The organism is Nesterenkonia alba DSM 19423 (assembly GCF_000421745.1).
GTDB lineage: Bacteria > Actinomycetota > Actinomycetes > Actinomycetales > Micrococcaceae > Nesterenkonia > Nesterenkonia alba.
The window spans coordinates 192,341-212,823 of record NZ_ATXP01000004.1 but is presented as its reverse complement, the minus strand read 5'-3'; the positions used below and the strand labels follow the sequence as shown (position 1 = coordinate 212,823).

At 62.5% G+C, this 20,483-nt stretch carries 18 protein-coding genes and 1 tRNA gene; 13 read left to right on the top strand and 6 right to left on the bottom strand.

Features of this window, described 5'->3' with window-relative positions; genetic code table 11:
• Nucleotides 1-53 precede the first annotated feature (53 nt).
• The 8 genes from H578_RS0105025 (at nucleotide 54) to H578_RS0104990 (ending at nucleotide 8,487) form a co-directional block, all read left to right on the top strand.
• Nucleotides 54-1,805, top strand: coding sequence for a nitrite/sulfite reductase (locus tag H578_RS0105025; protein WP_022872609.1), 1,752 nt, complete (start codon nucleotides 54-56; stop codon nucleotides 1,803-1,805).
• A 30-nt stretch (nucleotides 1,806-1,835) separates the two neighbouring features.
• Nucleotides 1,836-2,564: a phosphoadenylyl-sulfate reductase gene (locus tag H578_RS0105020; protein ID WP_022872608.1), complete on the top strand. Its 729-nt coding sequence runs from the start codon at nucleotides 1,836-1,838 to the stop codon at nucleotides 2,562-2,564.
• A gap of 55 nt (nucleotides 2,565-2,619) precedes the next feature.
• A complete protein-coding gene (gene cysD / locus H578_RS0105015; protein WP_022872607.1) occupies nucleotides 2,620-3,576 on the top strand; it encodes a sulfate adenylyltransferase subunit CysD in 957 nt (318 codons plus the stop codon).
• Nucleotides 3,577-5,001: a sulfate adenylyltransferase subunit 1 gene (locus tag H578_RS13425; RefSeq protein WP_022872606.1), complete on the top strand. Its 1,425-nt coding sequence runs from the start codon at nucleotides 3,577-3,579 to the stop codon at nucleotides 4,999-5,001.
• Between the two features lie 97 nt (nucleotides 5,002-5,098).
• Nucleotides 5,099-6,169, top strand: coding sequence for an Rv2578c family radical SAM protein (locus H578_RS16405; protein WP_022872605.1), 1,071 nt, complete (start codon nucleotides 5,099-5,101; stop codon nucleotides 6,167-6,169).
• A gap of 42 nt (nucleotides 6,170-6,211) precedes the next feature.
• A complete protein-coding gene (locus H578_RS0105000) occupies nucleotides 6,212-8,005 on the top strand; it encodes a gamma-glutamyltransferase family protein (RefSeq protein WP_022872604.1) in 1,794 nt (597 codons plus the stop codon).
• Nucleotides 8,006-8,023: 18 nt separating this feature from the next.
• Nucleotides 8,024-8,344, top strand: a complete 321-nt coding sequence (locus H578_RS0104995; RefSeq protein ID WP_022872603.1) for an antibiotic biosynthesis monooxygenase family protein — start codon at nucleotides 8,024-8,026, stop codon at nucleotides 8,342-8,344.
• A gap of 67 nt (nucleotides 8,345-8,411) precedes the next feature.
• A tRNA-Arg gene (locus tag H578_RS0104990) sits at nucleotides 8,412-8,487 on the top strand.
• 103 nt (nucleotides 8,488-8,590) lie between these two features.
• Here the strand turns inward: H578_RS0104990 and H578_RS0104985 are convergent.
• A complete protein-coding gene (locus tag H578_RS0104985) occupies nucleotides 8,591-9,751 on the bottom strand; it encodes an acyl-CoA dehydrogenase family protein (protein ID WP_022872602.1) in 1,161 nt (386 codons plus the stop codon).
• Nucleotides 9,752-9,859: 108 nt separating this feature from the next.
• Nucleotides 9,860-10,987, bottom strand: a complete 1,128-nt coding sequence (gene lplB / locus H578_RS0104980) for a lipoate-protein ligase small subunit (protein ID WP_022872601.1) — start codon at nucleotides 10,985-10,987, stop codon at nucleotides 9,860-9,862.
• A gap of 112 nt (nucleotides 10,988-11,099) precedes the next feature.
• On the opposite strand from lplB, the gene H578_RS0104975 reads away from it, so the two are divergent.
• The 4 genes from H578_RS0104975 (at nucleotide 11,100) to H578_RS0104960 (ending at nucleotide 16,305) form a co-directional block, all read left to right on the top strand.
• Complete coding sequence (locus H578_RS0104975) at nucleotides 11,100-12,719, top strand: NAD-dependent epimerase/dehydratase family protein (RefSeq protein ID WP_022872600.1); 1,620 nt, start codon at nucleotides 11,100-11,102, stop codon at nucleotides 12,717-12,719.
• Nucleotides 12,720-12,819: 100 nt separating this feature from the next.
• On the top strand, nucleotides 12,820-14,496 hold the full coding sequence (locus H578_RS0104970) for a catalase (protein ID WP_022872599.1): 1,677 nt from the start codon (nucleotides 12,820-12,822) through the stop codon (nucleotides 14,494-14,496).
• 199 nt (nucleotides 14,497-14,695) lie between these two features.
• Nucleotides 14,696-15,904: a D-arabinono-1,4-lactone oxidase gene (locus H578_RS0104965; protein ID WP_022872598.1), complete on the top strand. Its 1,209-nt coding sequence runs from the start codon at nucleotides 14,696-14,698 to the stop codon at nucleotides 15,902-15,904.
• On the top strand, nucleotides 15,904-16,305 hold the full coding sequence (locus tag H578_RS0104960; protein WP_022872597.1) for a sensory rhodopsin transducer: 402 nt from the start codon (nucleotides 15,904-15,906) through the stop codon (nucleotides 16,303-16,305). Before H578_RS0104965 ends, H578_RS0104960 begins: the two co-directional genes overlap by 1 nt.
• 114 nt (nucleotides 16,306-16,419) lie before the next feature.
• Here H578_RS0104960 and H578_RS0104955 read toward each other — a convergent pair whose 3' ends face one another.
• The 4 genes from H578_RS0104955 to H578_RS13420 form a co-directional block, all read right to left on the bottom strand.
• On the bottom strand, nucleotides 16,420-16,680 hold the full coding sequence (locus tag H578_RS0104955) for a DUF7218 family protein (protein WP_022872596.1): 261 nt from the start codon (nucleotides 16,678-16,680) through the stop codon (nucleotides 16,420-16,422).
• A 62-nt stretch (nucleotides 16,681-16,742) separates the two neighbouring features.
• Nucleotides 16,743-17,633, bottom strand: coding sequence for an SDR family oxidoreductase (locus H578_RS0104950; protein WP_022872595.1), 891 nt, complete (start codon nucleotides 17,631-17,633; stop codon nucleotides 16,743-16,745).
• Nucleotides 17,634-17,698: 65 nt separating this feature from the next.
• Nucleotides 17,699-18,886, bottom strand: coding sequence for an alcohol dehydrogenase catalytic domain-containing protein (locus tag H578_RS0104945; RefSeq protein WP_022872594.1), 1,188 nt, complete (start codon nucleotides 18,884-18,886; stop codon nucleotides 17,699-17,701).
• Between the two features lie 181 nt (nucleotides 18,887-19,067).
• A complete protein-coding gene (locus H578_RS13420; RefSeq protein WP_022872593.1) occupies nucleotides 19,068-19,508 on the bottom strand; it encodes a DUF3054 domain-containing protein in 441 nt (146 codons plus the stop codon).
• Nucleotides 19,509-19,997: 489 nt separating this feature from the next.
• Between H578_RS13420 and H578_RS0104935 the strand changes: the two genes are divergently transcribed.
• A complete protein-coding gene (locus tag H578_RS0104935; protein ID WP_022872592.1) occupies nucleotides 19,998-20,483 on the top strand; it encodes an NfeD family protein in 486 nt (161 codons plus the stop codon).

The following is a 20,483-nucleotide window of genomic DNA, read 5'->3' as shown; positions in this document are numbered from 1 at the left end:
AAACCTTACGGAGCCGACGTCGTCGTCATGGTTGCCCGCGTACCGTAGAGCGTATGTCCATTGAGACCGCACCCCCGAAGACCCCGCGCAAGCGTTCCGCCAAGCCCAACGGGCAGTGGAAGGTCGACGGCACTGAGCCACTGAACCACAACGAAGAGTTCAAGCAGGCAGACAACGGACTCAATGTCCGCCAGCGCATCGAGCAGATCTACTCCAAAGAGGGCTTCTCCTCGATCGATCCCGATGACCTGCGTGGGCGCTTCCGCTGGTGGGGTCTATACACCCAGCGCCGCCCGGGGGTGCCCGCCGGGGCGCACAATTCCCTGCCCCCAGAAGAGGTCGACGACGAGTACTTCATGCTGCGCATCCGGCTCGACGGCGGAGCGCTAAGCACCGAGCAGCTGCGCGTCATCGGGGAGATCTCCCGGGACTATGCCCGCAACACCGCAGATGTCACGGACCGGCAGAACGTCCAACTGCACTGGATACGGGTCGAAGACATGCCCGCTATCTGGCAGAAACTAGAGACCGTCGATCTGGGCACCACCGAAGCCTGCGGGGACACCCCCCGGGTGATCCTCGGTTCCCCGGTGGCGGGGATCTCCGCCGAGGAGATCATCGACCCCACCCCGGTCATTCAGGAAATCGCCCGCCGATACATCGGGGATCCAGACCTGGCGAATCTGCCACGGAAATACAAGTCCGCAGTGACCGGGCACCCCAGTCAGGATGTGGTGCACGAGACCAACGACTTCGGGCTGGTCGGAGTGGTCCACCCCGAACACGGCCCAGGCTACGACCTGTGGGTCGGTGGGGGACTGTCCACCAATCCGCGGCTGGCCGAACGGCTGGGGGCCTTCGTCACCGAAGAACAGGCCCCGGAGGTCTGGCACGCGGTGACTGCCTGCTTCCGGGATTACGGGTACCGCCGGCTGAGGAACAAGGCCCGGCTGAAGTTCCTGCTCAATGACTGGGGCCCAGAGAAGTTCCGCCAGGTCATCGAAGATGAATACCTCGGGTACAAGCTGACCGACGGTCCGGCCCCGCCGGCTCCCACCAGCCCGGGGGACCACGTTGGTGTTCACCCGCAGAAGGATGGCAAGTACTACATCGGGGCGGCTCCCGCGGTGGGACGAGTCAACGGACGCCTGTTGCTGAAACTGGCCGATCTGCTCGAAGCCCACGGTTCGTACCGGCTGCGGACCACCCCTCACCAGAAGATCGTGGTGCTTGACATCGCTGAAGACCACGTCGAGGCTGTGGTCGCGGGGCTGAAGAAGCTCGGTCTGGATCCCTCGCCGAGTGTGTTCCGTCGCTCCACGATGGCCTGCACCGGTATTGAGTACTGCAAGCTGGCCATCGTCGAAACGAAGCAAACCGCAGCCCGGGCCATCGGCCAGCTGGAGAAGCGGCTCGCCGACGTCGCCGACCAGCTGCCGGAACGACTCACCCTGCACATCAACGGGTGCCCCAACTCTTGTGCCCGTATCCAAACCGCGGATATCGGCCTGAAGGGGCAGTTGCTGCCCGGTGAGGACGGAGAGAAGACCCCTGGTTACCAGGTCCACCTGGGTGGGGGACTGGCTTCATCCGACCGGGAAGACCCCGGGCTGGGCCGGACCGTGCGCGGGCTGAAGGTCACCAGTGAAGGGCTCGTCGACTACGTCGAGAAGCTCATCCGCCGCTACCTGGCCACCCGCGAGTCCGCCGCAGAGACCTTTGGCACCTGGGCACACCGGGTAGAAGAAGATCTGCTGCAACACGAATGGAGCGATGACGCCGCGCTCCTACCCGCGGCGCGATAGTCCTGACAACCCCAAGGAGATGAGCCACCGATGAGTACTGCAACGGCTCTAGCCCCCGAAGCGCTCAAACGCCTCGCCGAAGACGGTGCCGACCAGCTGGGCTGGGATGCCCGAGCGGAGGACGTCATCGCTTGGGTGGCGACTCACTTCGACACCCGGGAAGTCGCCGTCGCCTGCTCCATGCAGGACGCGGTGTTACCGGCTATGGTCGCTGACCAGATTCCCGGCGTGGATGTTCTCTTCTTGGAGACCGGGTATCACTTTGCCGAGACAATCGCTGCCCGCAATGAGGTTGAGTACAGCCTGGACGTCAATATCGTCGATGTGAAGCCCAAGCTGACGGTGGCCGAGCAGGATGAACAGTACGGCAAGGATCTCTTCAGCCGGGACCCTGCGGCCTGCTGCCGCATGCGGAAGATGGAACCCCTGGGTGAAGCGCTGACCGGCTACAAGCTCTGGTTCACCGGCGTGCGCCGGGACGAGGCACCGACCCGGACCAATACCCCTTTGATCACCTGGGATGATCTCCACGGCCTGGTGAAGGTCAACCCCCTGGCCACCTGGAGCTTTGACGACTTGGTCGGCTATGCCACCGAGCACTCTGTGCCGGTGAACATGCTGCTACAGCACGGGTACCCCTCCATTGGGTGCAAACCGTGTACCCGCCCTGTGGCCCCGGGAGAGGATCCGCGCGCTGGCCGTTGGGCCGGAACCGGCAAGGTGGAATGCGGGATCCACACCACCGACGCCACTGGCTGAACCCGCCTCGTCTGTCCACGCCCTGACTTCCCCACGCACCGCATAAAGGATGCCGATGAACACCACCACCGCTCCTGAGCAAGCACCGCCCACGCGGCCGGACTCTGTCCTGTCCGCGGCCGGCACCACGGCTCTGGCCCGCCTGGAAGCTGAAGCCATCCATATCATCCGAGAAGTGGTGGCCGAGTTCGACCGCCCCGCCATGCTCTTCTCCGGGGGCAAGGACTCGGTGGTCATGCTGCACCTGGCGGCCAAGGCGTTCTGGCCGGGGAAGATTCCCTTCCCCGTGGTGCACATCGACACCGGACACAACTTTCCCGAGGTCCTCGAATTCCGGGATCGGACGGTGGAGCGGCTCGGTTTACGCCTGGTGGTCGGCTCGGTTCAGGAACTCATCGACTCCGGCGAACTCCAGGAACGGGCTGATGGCACCCGCAACCCCCTGCAGACGGTGCCGTTGCTTCGGACCATCGCGGAGAACAGATTCGATGCCGTCTTCGGCGGCGCGCGGCGGGATGAGGACCGTGCCCGCGCTAAGGAGCGGATCCTCTCCCTGCGGGATGAGTTCGGTCAGTGGGATCCCCGCTCGCAGCGCCCGGAGCTGTGGAATCTCTACAACGGTCGGCACAAGCCGGGTCAGCATGTCCGTGCTTTTCCCATCAGCAACTGGACTGAGCTCGATGTCTGGCGCTATATCGCCTACGAGAACATCGAACTGCCTCCGCTGTACTACGCCCATGAGCGCGAGGTCTTCCACCGCGACGGAATGATCCGTGCAGTAGGCCCGTTCAGCCAGCCTGCTCCGGATGAACCCACAGAAGTGCTCCAGGTCCGGTACCGGACGGTGGGGGATATGTCATGCACCGGGGCCGTGCTCTCCAATGCAGTGAACAATGACCTCGTGCTGCGGGAAGTCGCCGAAGCCACAGTCACCGAACGTGGCGCCACGCGCGCAGATGACCGCCTCTCTGAGGCTGCCATGGAGGACCGGAAGAAAGACGGGTACTTCTAAATGACCACTGCCCCCGCCGAGACCGCTGCTCCTTCCGGGACACTGTTCCGCCTGGCCACTGCCGGAAGTGTCGATGACGGTAAGTCCACCCTGGTGGGTCGTCTGCTGCATGATGCACAGGCGATCCTCTCCGATCAGTTGGCCGCAGTGGCCCGCACGTCTGCTGAACGCGGATTCGGAGAAGCCTTCGACGCCGACGACCAGCCTCTGGATCTCGCGTTGCTGACGGACGGGTTGCGTTCCGAGCGGGAGCAGGGCATTACTATCGACGTCGCTTACCGGTACTTCGCTACCGACAAGCGCAGTTTTGTCCTGGCTGACTGCCCGGGTCATGTGCAGTACACCCGCAATACGGTCACCGGCACCTCCACTGCTGATGCGGTGGTGCTGCTGGTCGATGTGCGCAACGGGGTGGTGGAGCAGACCCGGCGTCACTTGGCGGTGGCCACTTTGCTGCGCGTTGAGCACATCATCGTCGCTGTGAATAAGATCGACGCCGTCGACTACAGTGAGGCTGCTTTCCGCGCCGTCGAAGAGGACATTCAGCGGGTTGCCCGCGAGTTGTGGGCCCAGAATTCCGGGGACGCTGCTGTCACAGCACCGATCGTGGTTCCGGTCTCGGCGCTACGTGGGGACAATGTTGTCAACGTCTCCGAGCGCACCCGGTGGTACAGCGGCGAGGCGCTGTTGCCGATTTTGGAACAACTCCCCGATGCTGACGCCGAACACCGGCGTCAGGAGCCGCTGCGGCTGCCGGTGCAGACTGTGATTCGCCCCCAGGGTGGTTTGGCTCCCGACGCCGATCCGGACTCCTTCACCGATTTCCGCGGCTACGCCGGGCAGATCGCGGCGGGGACTCTTCGCCCGGGTGATCGGGTACGCATCCAGCCGGGACACCACACCGCCGAAGTCACCGCTGTACGCCGGACTGACCTTCAACGGGACCTCGTTCCCGGGGAAGCGGCCTTAGCGGGGGAGTCGGTCGTCGTTGAACTCAGTGAGAATTACGACGTCGCCCGCGGGAGTTTACTCAGTGCCGTGGAGTCTGCTGCGCAGGAGCGTGACGAGCTGACCGTGCGCCTGGCCTGGCTCCACGAAAAACCACTCACGCCCGGAGCACGCGTGCTGTTCAAGCACGGAACAGCAACGGTCAAGGCACTGGTCACCGAGATTTCTGACCGTTTGGACCTCACGACCCTGACCGCCCAGCCAGCAGCGCAGCTAAACCTCAATGACATCGGAACCGCCACAGTGAAGTTGGCCGCGGCGTTACCGGTGGATGATTATGCGGCTTCCAAACGCACCGGTGCTTCTTTGCTCATTGACCCGGCCGACGGCAACACGCTGGCTGCTGGGCTCATCAGCCTGCCCCAGGCCACCGACGACGCCGAAACCGAAACAGACGAGGACTGGCTCAGCTCCTAACGCCTTACCTCCGGCATCGCTGAATCCCCGCAGAATCCCCGAACGGGGCACCGCCGAATCCATTGCCTCACTATCGAATCTATGTTCGAATAGTGGGGTGCGGTGGAAAGAGCAGAAAGTCGATGAGGCCAGCGATGCAGCGAACCCTGCCATACCCCTCATTCCCCTGAAGGGGTTACTGCGCAGCGTCCGGACCCCCGAGTTCGAGGGTGTCACCTTCCATGAAATCGCGGCGAAAACCGCACTCAATAGAGTGCCAGCGGCTTCGAACATGCCCTTCACCTGGACGGTGAATCCCACCCGAGGATGCCTGCACTCCTGTGTGTACTGCTTCGCTCGGAAGACTCACAGCTACCTGGACATGGACACTGGCCGGGATTTCGATACTCAGATCGTGGTCAAAACGAACGTCGATCACGTTCTTCGAGCTGAACTGGCGAAACCAACATGGGGCCGTGAGCACGTCGCCCTTGGCACCAATACCGACCCATACCAGCGGGTCGAAGGGCGCTACCGGCTCATGCCGGGCATCATTCAAGCACTGGCCGAATCGGGTACTCCCTTCTCCATCCTCACCAAAGGCCCTCTGTTGAAGCGCGACCTTCCCCTCCTGAGGGAAGCGGCCCAACAGGTCCCGGTCTCTATCGGCGTCTCCCTGGCCATCCTGGATCCGGCCCTCCAACAAAGCGTGGAGCCCGGAACACCGGATGCCCGGGCGCGGCTGGGACTCATTCGAGCCATCGCCGAGGCGGGGCTGGACGTCAATGTCATGGCGATGCCGATCCTGCCCTGGCTCACGGATTCGCTCGACCACCTCGACGCACTCCACGCCCGCCTGGCCGAGGCTGGAGCCAGCTGGGTCACCACCGGGGCGCTGCACTTACGGCCCGGAGCGCGGGAATGGTGGATGCAGTGGCTGCAGGCCGAATACCCGCAGTTGGTTCCCAAGTACCGCTGGCTATACCGCGGCACCCGGGGAGGATTCACCACCTACGCCCGGCAGGACTATCGCGACTGGTTGACCACCCAAGCACGAGACGCCCGACGTCGGCACGGGTTCGAGAAACGCACCCGCATGCCTTGGCGGGCACGGGCCGACCCCGCCAAGGGTCCAGGCGCGCTTGAAGAGACCCCACTGGCGGCACCACCTCAGCCGGCACTGTTCTGACACATCCAGCGCAATTTCATTGCGAGATGCAACAATGCAGTCATGACTTTTGCGCAGGCTGAGAACTTCACAACCCGCCCGACCCTTCAGGGCAGTTTCGGCATGTCCGCTTCCACTCACTGGCTAGCCACTGGGGCTGCCCAGTCCGTGCTGGAACGCGGTGGTAATGCCTTTGACGCCGCAGCTGCTGGGGCATTTGTTCTGCACGTGGTTGAACCTCACCTCAACGGGCCTGGGGGAGAGGTCCCGGCGATTTTCACCACCGCAGAACAACCCCACACCCCGCGGGTGCTCATGGGCCAAGGCCCGGCACCAGCTCGGGCAAGCATTGAACATTATCGGGCCCTTGGCTTAGAGACAGTGCCGGGTGCCGGTGGACTGGCTGCTCCCATTCCTGGCGCGGTGGACGCCTGGTTACTGCTGGTTCGGGATCACGGTGTCGCCACCCTGGAAGAAGTCCTCGGATACGCCATCTACTATGCCGCCGAGGGCCACCCCATCTTGCCCCGCGTGGCATCCGCCCTCGCCAGTGTTGAAGAGCTCTTCACCGAACACTGGCCCTCCTCTGCAGAGGTCTGGCTCCCCGAAGGCCGCGTTCCAGAAGCCGGAGAGACGATCACCAACCCGGCCTACGCCCAGTTGCTACGCGACCTCATCGCTGCAGGAGAAAACGCCGCTAGCAGGGAAGACGCCATCGATGCGGCCCGTACCGAATGGAAGAAACGTGTGGGCGAAGCCGCCGAACGGCACCTCTCCGTACCGCACCGCCACGCTGACGGTGGTGACTACGCCGGAGTCATCACCGCTGAGGACGTGACGTCCTTTAACGCCGGCTATGAAGATCCCGTCACCATCGAATTCCGTGGGTACACCATTGCCAAGACCGGCCCGTGGGGCCAGGGGCCGGTGCTGTTGCAGACCCTCAAAATCCTGGAAGGGTACGACGACGCCGAACTTGATCCCAGCACCGAACGGGGTGCCCACCTGATCCTGGAGGCACAGAAACTCGCCTTCGCTGACAGAGACACCTACTACGGAGACACTGACGTCAACCTGACGTACTTGCTTTCTGATGAGTACGCAGCCGCCCGCCGGGAACTCATCACGGAAGAAGCCTCTGCACAGTTCCGCCCCGGGGATGTCCCCGGGACACCGAAGGTGTTGCCGCGGTTGGTTGAGGTCGGCCAGGAGGAGATGCAGAAGACCGCCGGCACCGGTGAACCCACTGTGGCAAAGAGTGGGGAGACCAAGGGCGATACCTGCCATATCGACGTCGTCGACGCTGCAGGCAACATCATCTCCGCCACACCATCTGGTGGTTGGTTCCAGGCCTCCCCGACGATCCCGGAGCTCGGCTTCCCTCTGAGTACTCGACTGCAGATGAGCTGGTTGGATCCAGAGTCCCCCTCCGCCTTGGCTCCGGGCAGGCGCCCCCGAACCACGCTGACACCCACCTTGGTCCTCAAAGACGGTGCGCCGATCCTGGCACTGGGCACTCCCGGGGGTGACCAACAGGAACAGTGGCAGCTGCCGATGTTGCTGCGCATCCTTCTGGGCGGGCACAGTATCCAGCAGGCTTTGGACGCGCCCACGTATCACTCGACGTCGTTACCGGGATCTTTCTGGCCACGCACCTGGGAGCCCGGTGGCGCCGTCGTCGAATCCCGCTTGGGTCACCAGGTGATCGAGGGTCTGCGCCGGCGGGGACACCGAATCACCGAGGTCGATGGCTGGTCGTTGGGGCGTATGTCCGCTGTGGCCCGGGATCCGCGCACCGGTCAACTCAGTGCCGGTGCTAACGCCCGCGGTGCGCAGGGGTACGCAGCCGGTCGGTAGATCTGGGAGAATAAGACCATGAGCGATGAGGTCATCAAGATCAACGCAATCACTGTTCCCGAGGACACCGGAGACGAACTGGGTAAGCGCTTCGCCGCCCGCCAGGGGTCGATGGAAGGTACCCCCGGTTTCCGCGGCTACGAGTTGCTCAAGCCCACTGACGAGCGCAACGTGTGGCTGGTCCTGACCCGGTGGGATTCGGAGGAGGACTTCACCGCATGGCGGGAATCTCAGCAGTTTGCCAGGTCTCACGGGCACAACGACGGCGATGAGCCACAGAAGAAGCCGGTGGGCGCTTCCAGTGAACTGTGGAGTTACACCGTCTTCACCACGGGGTAGAACCCGTCAGCTAGGTACGCCGGTGCAAATACTGGTAGCCTAGATCGGTCGTCATCACGGCGACCCCGCCTCCGTAGCTCAGGGGATAGAGCGTTGGTTTCCGGTACCAAAGGCCAGAGGTTCGAATCCTCTCGGGGGCACCATGTGAAGTGTCAGGACATCGTTCCGCGATTGTCCTGGCACTTTGTCGTTCCGAGGTTCCGCGCTGGGATCGTGGACGTTAGCCGGACACCCCGAGCAGGGGGGTCAATTCAGCGGACCGAGAAGATGGTTCGCCAGCGTACGGTGCGCTGATTCGTCGTCCGAAGGGTGATGGACCCCCGCCAAAGCGTCCCGGTAGAGCCGACTAAGCTCTGAGGTCCGGTGGTACTGAGCGCCACCGCTGACACCCAGAGCCGTGTCCAACACCGCCCGTGCCGTCCGGGTAGCGCTGGTGCGCAATGCCACCAAACGAGGGAACCAGCCAGTTCCATGGTCGGCCCCGGCCTCCACATCGGAGGCGATCTGACGCAGCTGAGCCTCCAGCGCCAGTTGCTGCAAGTGAGCCTCGGCCAGTTTGTACCGGATATCCGGGTCCCGATCCAGACTCTCACCGGTGCTCAGGGCGGTGCGTGCCGCCACATGCTGAGCCCCTAACTCCACGGCCCGATCACCCAGACCGGTGTACACCGCAGCCAGCAGAGTCAGGAACGAGGAAAAGATCGCGAACACCAAAGGGTCAGCATTCGGACCCACTGGAAGCCGACGCACAATTCGCTCTGCCGGAACACGGGCACCTTCCAAAGCCGTGGCGTGGGACTGGGTGGCCCGCATGCCGAGCATGTCCCAGTTCTCCACGGTGTGCCACCCGGCAACCTCCCGCTCCAGGAACCCAAAGATCAGAGGCTTCTCATCCTCAGCCCCTGTAGCGGCGACATCCTTACCGAAGAGACCCAGCCGGGTCCACACCGGAGCCAGGGTGGTGAAAATCTTGGTCCCGGTAAAGGTGACTGAGCCGTCGTCGTGCGTTTGCGCCTGCGTGGTGGAGTCAAAGAGCACCGCATCATTGCCCGCCTCGGAGATCCCGAAAGCAAAAATATGACCCTCAGCGGCCTCGGTGAGTACCTGCTCAAACTCACCGGCCCCACCGGCGACCATCTGCCGGGCTACCGCCACCCACACGTGGTGCATATTCACCGACAATGACGTCGCCGGAGCATATGCAGCCAACAGCCGCTGAGCCTGAACCAGAGTGGGGAAGTTCCATCCCAGCCCGCCGTACTCAGCAGGAACCAAGGCGCGCAGATATCCGGCAGCCTGCAACTCGTCGAGGTCTTCATAGCAGAACTCGTTACGCGCGTCATAGTCGGCGGCTCGGCCGCGGATCCGCTCCAACAACTCCGGTGTCAACACCTGGTGTGCACTCATGGCTCTCCTCGCCCTGCTGTGTCAATCCTGCTCTTCTTAACCTGCTCAACCTGCAGCCCGCTCAACCTGTTGAGCCCACTGTGACCCAGCGGAGAGCTCCGAGTGCGTTTACGGCACTCGGGCGGTCCACTCCGGGCTGCTGAATTTCTCAGCGGCAAGGGCCTCGGCGCGTTGCAGCTCTTCCTCACGCAGACTCGCCACCGTCGCCCCGTACTGACCGACGAACGTCTCGATGAAGACATCCATAATCTCCTCGCGACTCATGCCGGTCTGCCGCCGCAGCGGGTCCACACGTTTCACCGCCGAGCGGATACCCTTATCCGAAATCTTCTCCCGGCCGATCCGCAGCAGCTGCACCATGCGTTCGGCATCGATGTCATAACTCATCGTCACGTGGTGCAGCATCCCGCCATTGGCCAGCCGCTTCTGGGCCGCACCCCCGATCTTGCCTCCCGGGGTGCCATCAACAACCGAGACGATGTCATTGAGTGGTTTGTACACCGCCTGTACTCCCACGGTCTGCAACGCGTGCATCACCCAGCTGTCCAGGAAGGGGTACGAATCGGCGAAACTGAGCCCATCGACCAGCGACTGGGGAAAACACAGCGAATAGGTGATGCAGTTGCCCGCCTCCATGAACATCGCTCCGCCACCGGAGATACGACGCACGACGACGGCTCCCAGCTCATCAGCAGCCTTGAGGTCCACTTCATTGGCCAGGGACTGAAAAGACCCAATGACCACAGCCCGCTCCGACCAATCCCACAGCCGCAGCAGTGGAGGTCTCCGCCCGGCACCGACCTCCTCAGTGAGCACCTGATCCAGTGCAGCATTGACCGCGATGGGTAGCGTCACCGGCGGTAACACCTCCCAGGTGTGATCCTCCCACCCTGTGGCCCGACCCAAGGCGCGGCGCACTGCGGTAGCGACCGCTTCGGCGTCGAACCCAATCAGCTGCGCACCGGCCGGTAATCCCGCGTTCACCGCGTTGATGATGTCCGCCCGCGAGGCCGAAGTGGGTAACCCGGTCAGGGACTCGTTGAGAGCGAAGAGGGCATCATCGGGCTCTAAGAAGAAATCCCCGTTGATCGATGCCCGGGAAATGACCCCGGAACTGCGAGCATCGGCAGTGACCTGCAGGTCGGCCACCACGAGTTTGCCCCCGGGGACTTTGTACTCACCGTGGAAGGAATCTGCACCACCGTCTGTGGGGGAGAGGCCGTCAGGCTGGTCCATGAGGCCAGCCTAAACCCACAGGACAGCGGCTTCATCCTTTCACCTGAACTCCAGGTCAGCGTGGTGGTGTGGACAGACATCATGAGGTCGAGACCATACGAAGGAGTACCAGATGCGCATCGCCATCGTAGGAGCCACCGGTAACACCGGGACCGCCCTGTTGGAGGATCTCGCCGGGCGTGAGGCAGTGACCGGACTGCTGGGCATCGCTCGCCGCTTACCGGATACCTCCGCAGACCCCTACCGGGCGGCCGAATGGGCCACTGTGGACATCCAGTTCCCCGAATCCCGGGAACGCTTAGCTGAGCTCTTTACCGGTTACGACGCGGTGATCCACCTAGCCTGGCTTATCCAGCCGAACTCCAAACGGGAGCTGCTGCGCCGAGTCAACGTCGACGGCACTCGGCATGTCCTCTACGCAGCCGCCGACGCCGGAGTGAAGCACATCGCCGTAGCCTCCTCCGTAGGTGCCTACTCACCGGTGGAAGACGCCCAGCCCCGCGATGAATCCTGGCCGACTGAAGGGATCCCCACCTCGCACTACAGCGTGGACAAAGCCGCCCAGGAGCGCATCTGTGACGCGTTCGAAGCAGACCATCCGGACATCACCCTGGCCCGTCTGCGTCCGGGGTTGATCTTCCAGGCTGGTGCCGGCTCGGAGATCCAGCGTTACTTCGCCGGACGCTTCGCCCCCATGGGGTTGCTCAGTCATCTACGGTCCCTCCAGCCGGGAGCATTGCCGGTGCCGTTGCCTGCCGGGATCCGAACCCAAGCGGTCCACGCCCGGGATGCGGCTGCCGCCTATGCTCAGGCGGTGCTGAGTGGGGCCCACGGCGGGTACAACATCTGTGCCGATGACCTCCTCGACGCCGAGGTCATCGCCGGAACTCTCACTAACGCCGGCACGGCTGGTAGTAAGACCATCCCGCTGCCGGCCAAAGCCGTACGCGAAGCGGTCAAACTCGCTCACCGCAGTCATGTCCTTCCCATGGACGAAGGATGGCTGGACATGGGCACTCGGGCCCCGGTGATGTCCAATGCCAAGGCCCGCCAGGACCTGAAGTGGCAACCCACGATGACCGGGGCCCAGGCACTGGCTGAACTGCTCGAAGGCATGGGGGAGGGGACTGGCTCGGAATCGGTGCCGATGCGACCTCGGCGTCGTGCGCGCACACCCTATCCGCACCCCTTACCGCCAGAGGATCATGTGCTCGACGACGACATCGACGCCGACTTGATGCGTCAGTACCTCAATGATCACCTCTCCGGTGCCACCGCCGGTCTGCAGCGGATTCGTTCCATGGCCGATGACTTCGTCGACACCCCGGTCTATCCACAGTTGTCCTCGGTGGCCGAGCAGATCGCCGGGGAACACGCCTGGCTCGCCGAGCTCATCGAGCGGCAAGGGTTCACCCGACCGGCGGTCATGGCACCGCTGGCCTGGGCGGGGGAACGGGTTTCCCGCTTGAAGCCATACGGAACGCTGCCACTGAAGCGCTCGCCGTCGTCGTTAGTTCTGGAAACCGAACTGATGATGGGGGCGATCACCGCCAAACGCCAGGGGTGGAAAGTCATCGCCGATCACGCCGAGCAGCTCGGCGTCCGCCGCCAGGATGCCGAAGAACTCATTGCCGCCGCGGCCGAGCAGCGCCGCCAGCTCGAGGAGGTCCATCGCTACGCCCGCCGGCGGGCCTACCGCACCGGCGTGGAGACCCTTACCCCGCAGTTGTGAAACGGGCACGTCACACAGCGATCTCCAATTATGAGTTACTCAGAATAAGGGTAGACTGGGCAGCGTCCACCCAGATCACTGAGGGATTAAGGAGAGTCAGTTGGCAGACAACGACCAGATCCTCACCACTCGACAGGGCCACCCTGTCCAGAACAACCAGAACCAGCGCACCGTTGGGTCCCGCGGACCGGCGACCTTGGAGAACTACCACTTCCTGGAGAAGATCTCCCACTTCGACCGTGAGCGCATCCCGGAGCGTGTGGTCCACGCCCGCGGGTTCGTGGCCTACGGCGAGTTCGAGGCCACCGGCAAGATCGGTGACGAGCCAGCCAGCAAGTACACCCGGGCCAAGCTCTTCCAGGAGCCGGGCAAGAAGACTGAACTAGCGATCCGCTTCTCCACGGTGATCGGCGGTCGGGACTCCTCGGAGGTGGCTCGGGACCCCCGCGGTTTCGCCGTGAAGTTCTACACCGAAGACGGCAACTGGGACTTGGTGGGTAACAACCTGGCGGTGTTCTTCATCCGCGACGCCATCAAGTTCCCTGATGTCATTCACTCGCTGAAGCCGGACCCGGTGACCTTCCGGCAGGAGCCCAACCGCATCTTCGACTTCATGAGCCAGACGCCGGAGTCGATGCACATGCTCACCCACCTCTTCAGCCCCCGCGGCATCCCGGCGACCTACCGCCACATGGAAGGTTTCGGGGTCAACACCTACAAGATGGTCAACGCCGAAGGTGAGACCGTCCTGGTGAAGTACCACTGGCACCCCCGCCAGGGTGTGGCCTCACTGACCGAGGAGGAAGCCGCCAAAGTGCAGGGTCAGGACCTGGGCTCGGCTTCGAAGGACCTCTACGAGGCCATCGAGCGCGGCGACTACCCGCAGTGGGACCTCTACGTGCAGATCATGGAAGACCACGAGCACCCCGAGCTGGACTGGGACCCGCTGGACGACACCAAGATCTGGCCCGAGGACCAGTTCCCGCTGCGGCACGTGGGTGTGATGACCCTGAACCGCAACGTCCAGGACTTCCACAATGAGAACGAGCAGATCGCTATGGGCACCGGTGTCCTGGTCGATGGCCTCGACTTCTCTGATGACAAGATGCTGGTGGGCCGGACGTTCTCTTACTCCGACACTCAGCGTTACCGTGTGGGTCCGAACTACCTGCAGCTGCCGGTTAACCAGCCCAAGGGACGCAAGGGCGCGGTCTACACCAACCAGCGCGGCGGTGAGATGAGCTACGGAGTGGACCTGCACCCGAACCAGAACCCGCACATCAACTTTGAGCCCAGCATCCACAACGGGCTCACCGAGGCGGAGAAGAAGCCCAACAACCCGCCGGAGATCCGCGGTCAGCTCACCCAGTCCAACCTGGACCGTCGCAACGACTACCTACACGCCCGTGGCCGGTACAACACCATGAACGACTGGGAGCGTGACGAACTGGTCAACGTGCTCGGCGGCATGCTCGCCGACTGCGAGCGGGACGTCCAGGAGCGGATGATCTGGCACTTCTTCATGGTCCACGATGACTACGGCAAGCGCGTGGGCGAGAAGATCGGCATCACCGCGGAGGATGTCAAGCACCTCCAGCCGCTGCCTACACAGAAGCTCACCGATGAGGAGCTCAAGCGCCTGGAGAACCTCGGTCACAACGGTGACGTCATTGATCCCACACAGTGGGGACAGTGGACCTCATCTGTGGTCAACCACCAGGTCGACGCCGAGTCGGTGCTCTCCGGCACACTCGGTAACCTCGAGTACACCCGCTGAGGTTAGATCCCGGCATTGAGGCCAGCCGAGTCGGATAGTTCTCACGCGATTCGCTGGCCGTGCAGTCCGCTGACTAGGCGGAATGTCCACACATGACAAGGGTGGCGGGGGAGTACATCTCCTCCGCCACCCTTTCTGTGTCCTCTACGATAGTTGTACAACCGGCAGCAAGTAGTAGCGAGGCAGCGGGGTACACCACGTGGCAGAGACATACACCAATTGGTCAGGCAGCATCCGATTCACACCGCGGCGCTACGCCGCCCCCGGCAGTTCGCGGGCGGTTCAACGGCTGGTTCGCCGCGCGCGGCGGCGAGGAGAAACCTTGCGGCCGGTCGGGTCGGGGCACTCGTCCACACCGATCCTTACTACCGAGGACACTCTCGTTTCTCTGGATAAGCTCACTGGCGTCGTCGCCGCTGATCCTGGGCAGTCCCGCGCCCAGGTGCTACCGGGAACGAAACTTCGAGTGTTGGGTGCCGAACTGGCCGAACACGGCTTGGCCATGGAGAACCTCGGCGACGTCGACTACCAGGCCATTGCCGGGGCCTTATCGACCGGAACACACGGTTCCGGCATCACCTTAGGGAATCTTTCCTCCACGGTGCTTGGCGGTCGACTGGTCAACGGACTGGGGGAGGAGGTCCCCTTCGGTGTCGATGCCGGGGAAGATGCAGACCATGACCTGTTGCGGGCCGCCCAGCTGTCTCTTGGCACCCTGGGAATCCTCACGTCACTGACTCTGCGCGTAGAGGAGTTCTACCAGTTGCACCGGCAGAACTGGATCACCCATATCGACTGGGTACTGGAGCACTTCGAACAGCTAGTAGAAACCAACCGCAGTATGGACTTCTACTGGTACCCACGCAGCGACATGGCCCAAGTCCGGATGCTCAATAAACCCGGGCAGGAACCGGACCTTGTTCCGCCGGGACGGCTGAAAACAGACATCATCGGCCCTTCCTATGAGGTCATCCCCAATGATCGCCACCTGCCCTTTGAAGAGATGGAGTACATGCTCCCCTTCGACACCGAGCTGGAGGCCTTCCGGGAAGTCCGACAGCGGGTCAAAACCAAACACCGCGCCCGAGTGGGCTGGCGGGTCTTGGTCCGCACGATCGCCCCGGACACCGCCATGCTCTCCAATGCGCAACAGCGCCGAACCATGACCATTGCGCTCCTACAGAACAACACCCTGCCGTTTAAGGAGTACTTCGATGACATGGAGCCGCTTTTCCGCACCTTCGGTGGACGGCCGCACTGGGGGAAGAAACACACTCTGAAAGGCAACGAGTTGGCCGAACTGTACCCCGAGTGGGAGGAGTTCCACCGGATCCGTCGGCGCATGGACCCTGATGGGGTGTTCATGAACGACTATCTGCGCGAGCTCTTCGGCGAGAAGGAGAAATGATGGGACTGTTCACCAGTGACCGCGATGCTGCCGCAGGCGATGGCCGCACCCGCTGGGTGTTTTCCGTGGGATTCGCGCCAAGCCAAAGCACTGGAGAAGAACCGGAGTTCACCTCACGGAACACCCTCTGCCTCCTCAACACCGGGCAGCGGGAGGCCTGTGTCCAGCTGATGATCTACTACGAAGACGCCGCTCCCGTGGGGCCTTACGAGATCCCGGTTGCTGCGCAGCGGGTCAAGCACCAGCGGATCAACGACCTCATTGACCCGGCAGCAGTATTCCTCGACACCCCCTATGGCCTGGTGGTCTCATCCGATGAACCCATCATCGCCCAGCTGTACTACCTCGACTCCCGTAACGGGCATCTGGCGGTATCGCACATTAACCCGGCACCGATGTAACTACTCTGCGCCCTTCCCGCCCTTCAGCAGACATGGCGACGCCGCCGGGTTCTTACACACCCGACGGCGTCTGACGACTAGCCTGGGCAGAATTGCTCCGTGGTCGAGGGTCAGTCAGTGGTTACGCAGAGCGTCGATGAGTTCGTCCTTGGTCATATCCGAGTAACCGGTGACACCGACGTCCTTGGCCTTGTCCCGCAGCTCATCTACAGTCCAGTCTTCGTACTGCGGTGAGCTGCCGCCCTTCTTGCCCTGGGTGTCGCGGCCCTCCTTGTTCGCAGAGTTGGCGATGCGGGCGGCTTTTTCCTTCGAATAGCCCTGCTCTTCCCGCAGTTTCTCGTAGAGTTCCTCATCCTTCACACTGGAACGTGCCATGAGGTTTCACCTCCTTGATGTGATCGCATGCCAGTCGCACTCTCGATGAGGACAATGCGTCCTCAGAATGGTTTTCCGCCGGTCACTGGGATAACCGCACCGGAGGTGTAGGAAGCCTCCTCACTGGCCAGGTACACATAGGCACCGGCCAGTTCGGCCGGCTGACCCGGACGGTCCAGGGGAGTGTCAGTGCCGAACTGGGCCACCTTGTCCTCCGGGAAACCAGTGGCCGGAATGAGCGGAGTCCAAATGGGGCCAGGAGCCACGGCGTTCACCCGAATTCCCTTCGGACCCAGCTCTGTGGCCAGGGCCTCAGTGAAGGCCTTCTGTGCGGATTTCGTCATCGCGTAATCCAGAAGACCCGAGGCGGGATTCTCCGCCTGAACTGACGTCGTCGTAATGATGGATGAACCCGGCTGCAGGTGGGGGACTGCTTCCTTGGCCACGGCGATGTGAGCCACCAGGTTGGTGTCGAAGACCTTGCGCACCTCCTCAATGGAGATCTTGTCGATACCCTCACGTGCTTTCTGATAGGCGGCATTGAGGATCACTACATCCAGCCCGCCGAGGTCCTTCAGAGCATTGCCGACCACCCCTTCGGCCGCACCATCGGTGCGTAGGTCAGTGGCATAGGCGTGCCCACGGCGGCCGGCATCGTGCACATACCGGAGGGTCTCTTCGGCGTCTTCCTTCTCTTCAGGAAGATGCACAATGGCGACGTCGGCTCCCTCACGGGCATAAGCGATAGCCACCGCCCGCCCAATACCGGAGTCACCACCGGTGATGAGCGCGCGTTTGCCCGCCAACCGCCCGTGACCGATGTACGACTCCTCGCCGTGGTCAGGGTCGGGGTGAGTCTCCGAGGTCAGACCCGGCTGACCAATGTCCTCATGCTTGGGGTAGTCATCGTGCTTGTACTTCGTTGTGGGGTCCTGCTGAGTGTGTTCAGTCATCGTGTCCTCCTTCGGTTGAGATGACGCGGTCACGCATGGTGCTGTCACCGAGATCCAGCGGTGGCTCATGCCCTCGGATCGAGGACCACTTTGATGCAGCCATCCTCCTTCTTCTGGAACATCTCGTAAGCCTCAGGTGCCTGGTCCAGGGGGAGGTGATGAGTGACGAAATCATCGACACCCAGGGGATCGGTGGGGTCTTCAACCAGCGGCAAGATCTCATCGACCCAACGCCGCACATTCGCCTGCCCCATAGTCACCTGAATCTGCTTGTCGAACAGAGTCAACATCGGCAGGGGAGAGGCCTGCCCACCATAGACACCGGAAAGACTGACGGTACCGCCGCGACGCACCAGATCGATAGCGGTGTATAGCGCGGCCAATCGGTCCATACCCACGGTGTTCATCATCGGCTGGCTGAGCTTCTCCGGTAGAAACTGCGCCGTCAGCTGAGCGAATTTCGCACCAGCGGACTGCATGTCACCGTGCGCTTCCATCCCGACGGCGTCAATCACCGCGTCCGGGCCGCGCCCTTCAGTGGCATCACGGATCGCCGTCACCGAGTCCTCCGTATTGTCATAAACGAGGATCCCGTGCCGGGCAGCCATATCGCGGCGTTCACGCTCTGGTTCGATCGCATAGACAGTCATCCCGAGATGCTTGGCGATGCGAGCCGAGAACTGACCGATCGGACCCAGACCGATCACCGCAACACTGTCGCCAGGCTGACGCTGCGCATAGGCCACCGCCTGCCACGCCGTGGGCAACACATCGGAAAGGAACAAATATCGGTGGTCGGGGAGTTCCTCACCGACCTTGATAGGACCAAAGTCGGCATGCGGAACCCGCAAGTACTGCGCCTGTCCGCCAGGAACTGCACCGTAGAGCTGCGAATAGCCGAACAGGCGAGCGCCCATGCCGTGTTCGCTGACCTGGGTGGTCTCACACTGGGTCATCAGCCCCTGCGTGCAGTAGAAGCACCCCCCGCACGCAATCTGAAAGGGGACCACGACGCGATCGCCCACCCGCAGATTGGACTCCGGGCCGGCTTCAACGACACGCCCCATGGGCTCATGACCGACGATGTCACCCTCGGTCATGAACGGCCCCAAGACCTCATACAAGTGAAGATCAGAACCGCAGATCGCGGTAGAAGTCACTTCGATGACGACGTCGTTAGGCTGCTGAATCGTAGGATCTGGGACAGTCTCCACGGACATCTTCCGGGTTCCTTGCCACGTGACTGCTTTCATCCTCCGCCTCCTGCGGTCGGGTGCAATCCAGGACAACGATTCCCACCCTAGGGGGCTAGACCTTGCAGCCGACTGGACATCACCCGGCTATTGCATCAGAGTTTCCGCAGGTCAGAGGCGAGTCAAGAAGGCAGGCTCGACACAGCATGAGGGGAGTGACGGCGTCGTCGTTATGTCAACATCATGGCGTGACCCTGGACCGACGCCGAGCACGGACGAGACCCAGTAAAAGCAGGCGAGAGCCCAGCAGAAAGACCAACAGCGTCCCCGTTGCGACCCCAATGAAACTCAACTGAACCCCGCCATCAGTCAGAAAATAACGCAGCATCATCCCGACTGCGACTGTGACAAGCACCGTAAAAACACCACAAGGCCACAGATTCAACGGATGCTTCCAGGTGAAACTCAGCCACCAGGCCGCCACCAAACCCACCAGGAACGGCCAGGCTGTAGAAACAATGTCGACAGGGGCCAGGCCCGTCTGGTGGGAGCGATTACCCAACGCGGCAAAGATCACCACCAACACCGCATCCAGGCCGAAGATCGACGCCGTGACACCCACGGAGTAATCCATCGGGGAGCGGAAGATCTCAACCTCGCGGTCACCGGAGCTATCAGCCATAGCACCAGGGTAGTAGGACAAGGCATACCCTGATCTCGCTAAGTTGACATAATGTAGATTATCGGACAAGAGGATATGAGCCCTGCGGGTCGTTACAGAGCGTGGTTGCGCCGCGGCCTCGTCACCACAGCTTGTCCGATAATCTCCTGCACCAACAGGTCTCCATTCACTACTACAGACAAGAGGGTTTGGGGCCTGTGGGTCGTTACAAGGTCTATCTCTGCCGAGGCCTACGAGGTATAGCTTGTCCGATCATCTGCGCGCCACCGTTCAGTCCTCAAGTACTCACCACGGACAAGAGGATATGAGCCCTGCGGGTCGTTACAGAGCGTGGTTGCGCCGCGGCCTCGTCACCACAGCTTGTCCGATCATCCCCGTACCTCGTCGTATTTTCCACAGGTCTGACGGGGACGGTCGACTGTGTCAGGCCGGGTCGATAGGGTGGAGCGTGAAGGTAGACACACTCCAGGACACGTAAGGAGGCCAGCAATGATCGAATGGTTCGGCGAGAACCTCTGGGCCGCATGGCTCTCCCTGGCCTTCATCCTGCTGGTCCTCGAGGTCTTCAGCCTGGACCTGCTGTTCATTATGTTGGCGGCCGGATCTGTGGCTGCGATGACCGTCGCCCTCGCCGGCGGAGCCTGGTGGCTGCAAATCATCATCGGCTGCGTCGTCGCCCTCCTGATGATCGGCGCGGTCCGCCCTATCGCGCTCAAACACCTCAAGAAGGGCCCCGAAGACCAGCTGACCAACGTGGATCGCCTCACCGGGACCGAAGCGCAGGCCATCGAAACTGTTACCGCGACCGAAGGCCTGGCCGAAGTCGACGGAGACACCTGGAGTGCGCGGGCCGCCGGAAACTACACCATCGAAGCCGGAACCCACGCTGTTGTCGAATCCATTGACGGTGCCATCGTCTACCTCAAGCCAGCACCCAGTATCGAATGGAACGATCCACAGACACGACAAGCCTGA

Excerpts from the sequence above, each read along its gene's own strand:
- H578_RS0105025 (WP_022872609.1), top strand. The coding sequence starts at position 54 with ATGTCCATTGAGACCGCACCCCCGAAGACCCCGCGCAAGCGTTCCGCC.
- H578_RS0105020 (WP_022872608.1), top strand. The coding sequence starts at position 1,836 with ATGAGTACTGCAACGGCTCTAGCCCCCGAAGCGCTCAAACGCCTCGCC.
- cysD (WP_022872607.1), top strand. The coding sequence starts at position 2,620 with ATGAACACCACCACCGCTCCTGAGCAAGCACCGCCCACGCGGCCGGAC.
- H578_RS13425 (WP_022872606.1), top strand. The coding sequence starts at position 3,577 with ATGACCACTGCCCCCGCCGAGACCGCTGCTCCTTCCGGGACACTGTTC.
- H578_RS0105000 (WP_022872604.1), top strand. The coding sequence starts at position 6,212 with ATGACTTTTGCGCAGGCTGAGAACTTCACAACCCGCCCGACCCTTCAG.
- H578_RS0104995 (WP_022872603.1), top strand. The coding sequence starts at position 8,024 with ATGAGCGATGAGGTCATCAAGATCAACGCAATCACTGTTCCCGAGGAC.
- H578_RS0104985 (WP_022872602.1), bottom strand. The coding sequence starts at position 9,751 with ATGAGTGCACACCAGGTGTTGACACCGGAGTTGTTGGAGCGGATCCGC.
- lplB (WP_022872601.1), bottom strand. The coding sequence starts at position 10,987 with ATGGACCAGCCTGACGGCCTCTCCCCCACAGACGGTGGTGCAGATTCC.
- H578_RS0104975 (WP_022872600.1), top strand. The coding sequence starts at position 11,100 with ATGCGCATCGCCATCGTAGGAGCCACCGGTAACACCGGGACCGCCCTG.
- H578_RS0104960 (WP_022872597.1), top strand. The coding sequence starts at position 15,904 with ATGGGACTGTTCACCAGTGACCGCGATGCTGCCGCAGGCGATGGCCGC.
- H578_RS0104955 (WP_022872596.1), bottom strand. The coding sequence starts at position 16,680 with ATGGCACGTTCCAGTGTGAAGGATGAGGAACTCTACGAGAAACTGCGG.
- H578_RS0104950 (WP_022872595.1), bottom strand. The coding sequence starts at position 17,633 with ATGACTGAACACACTCAGCAGGACCCCACAACGAAGTACAAGCACGAT.
- H578_RS0104945 (WP_022872594.1), bottom strand. The coding sequence starts at position 18,886 with ATGAAAGCAGTCACGTGGCAAGGAACCCGGAAGATGTCCGTGGAGACT.
- H578_RS13420 (WP_022872593.1), bottom strand. The coding sequence starts at position 19,508 with ATGGCTGATAGCTCCGGTGACCGCGAGGTTGAGATCTTCCGCTCCCCG.
- H578_RS0104935 (WP_022872592.1), top strand. The coding sequence starts at position 19,998 with ATGATCGAATGGTTCGGCGAGAACCTCTGGGCCGCATGGCTCTCCCTG.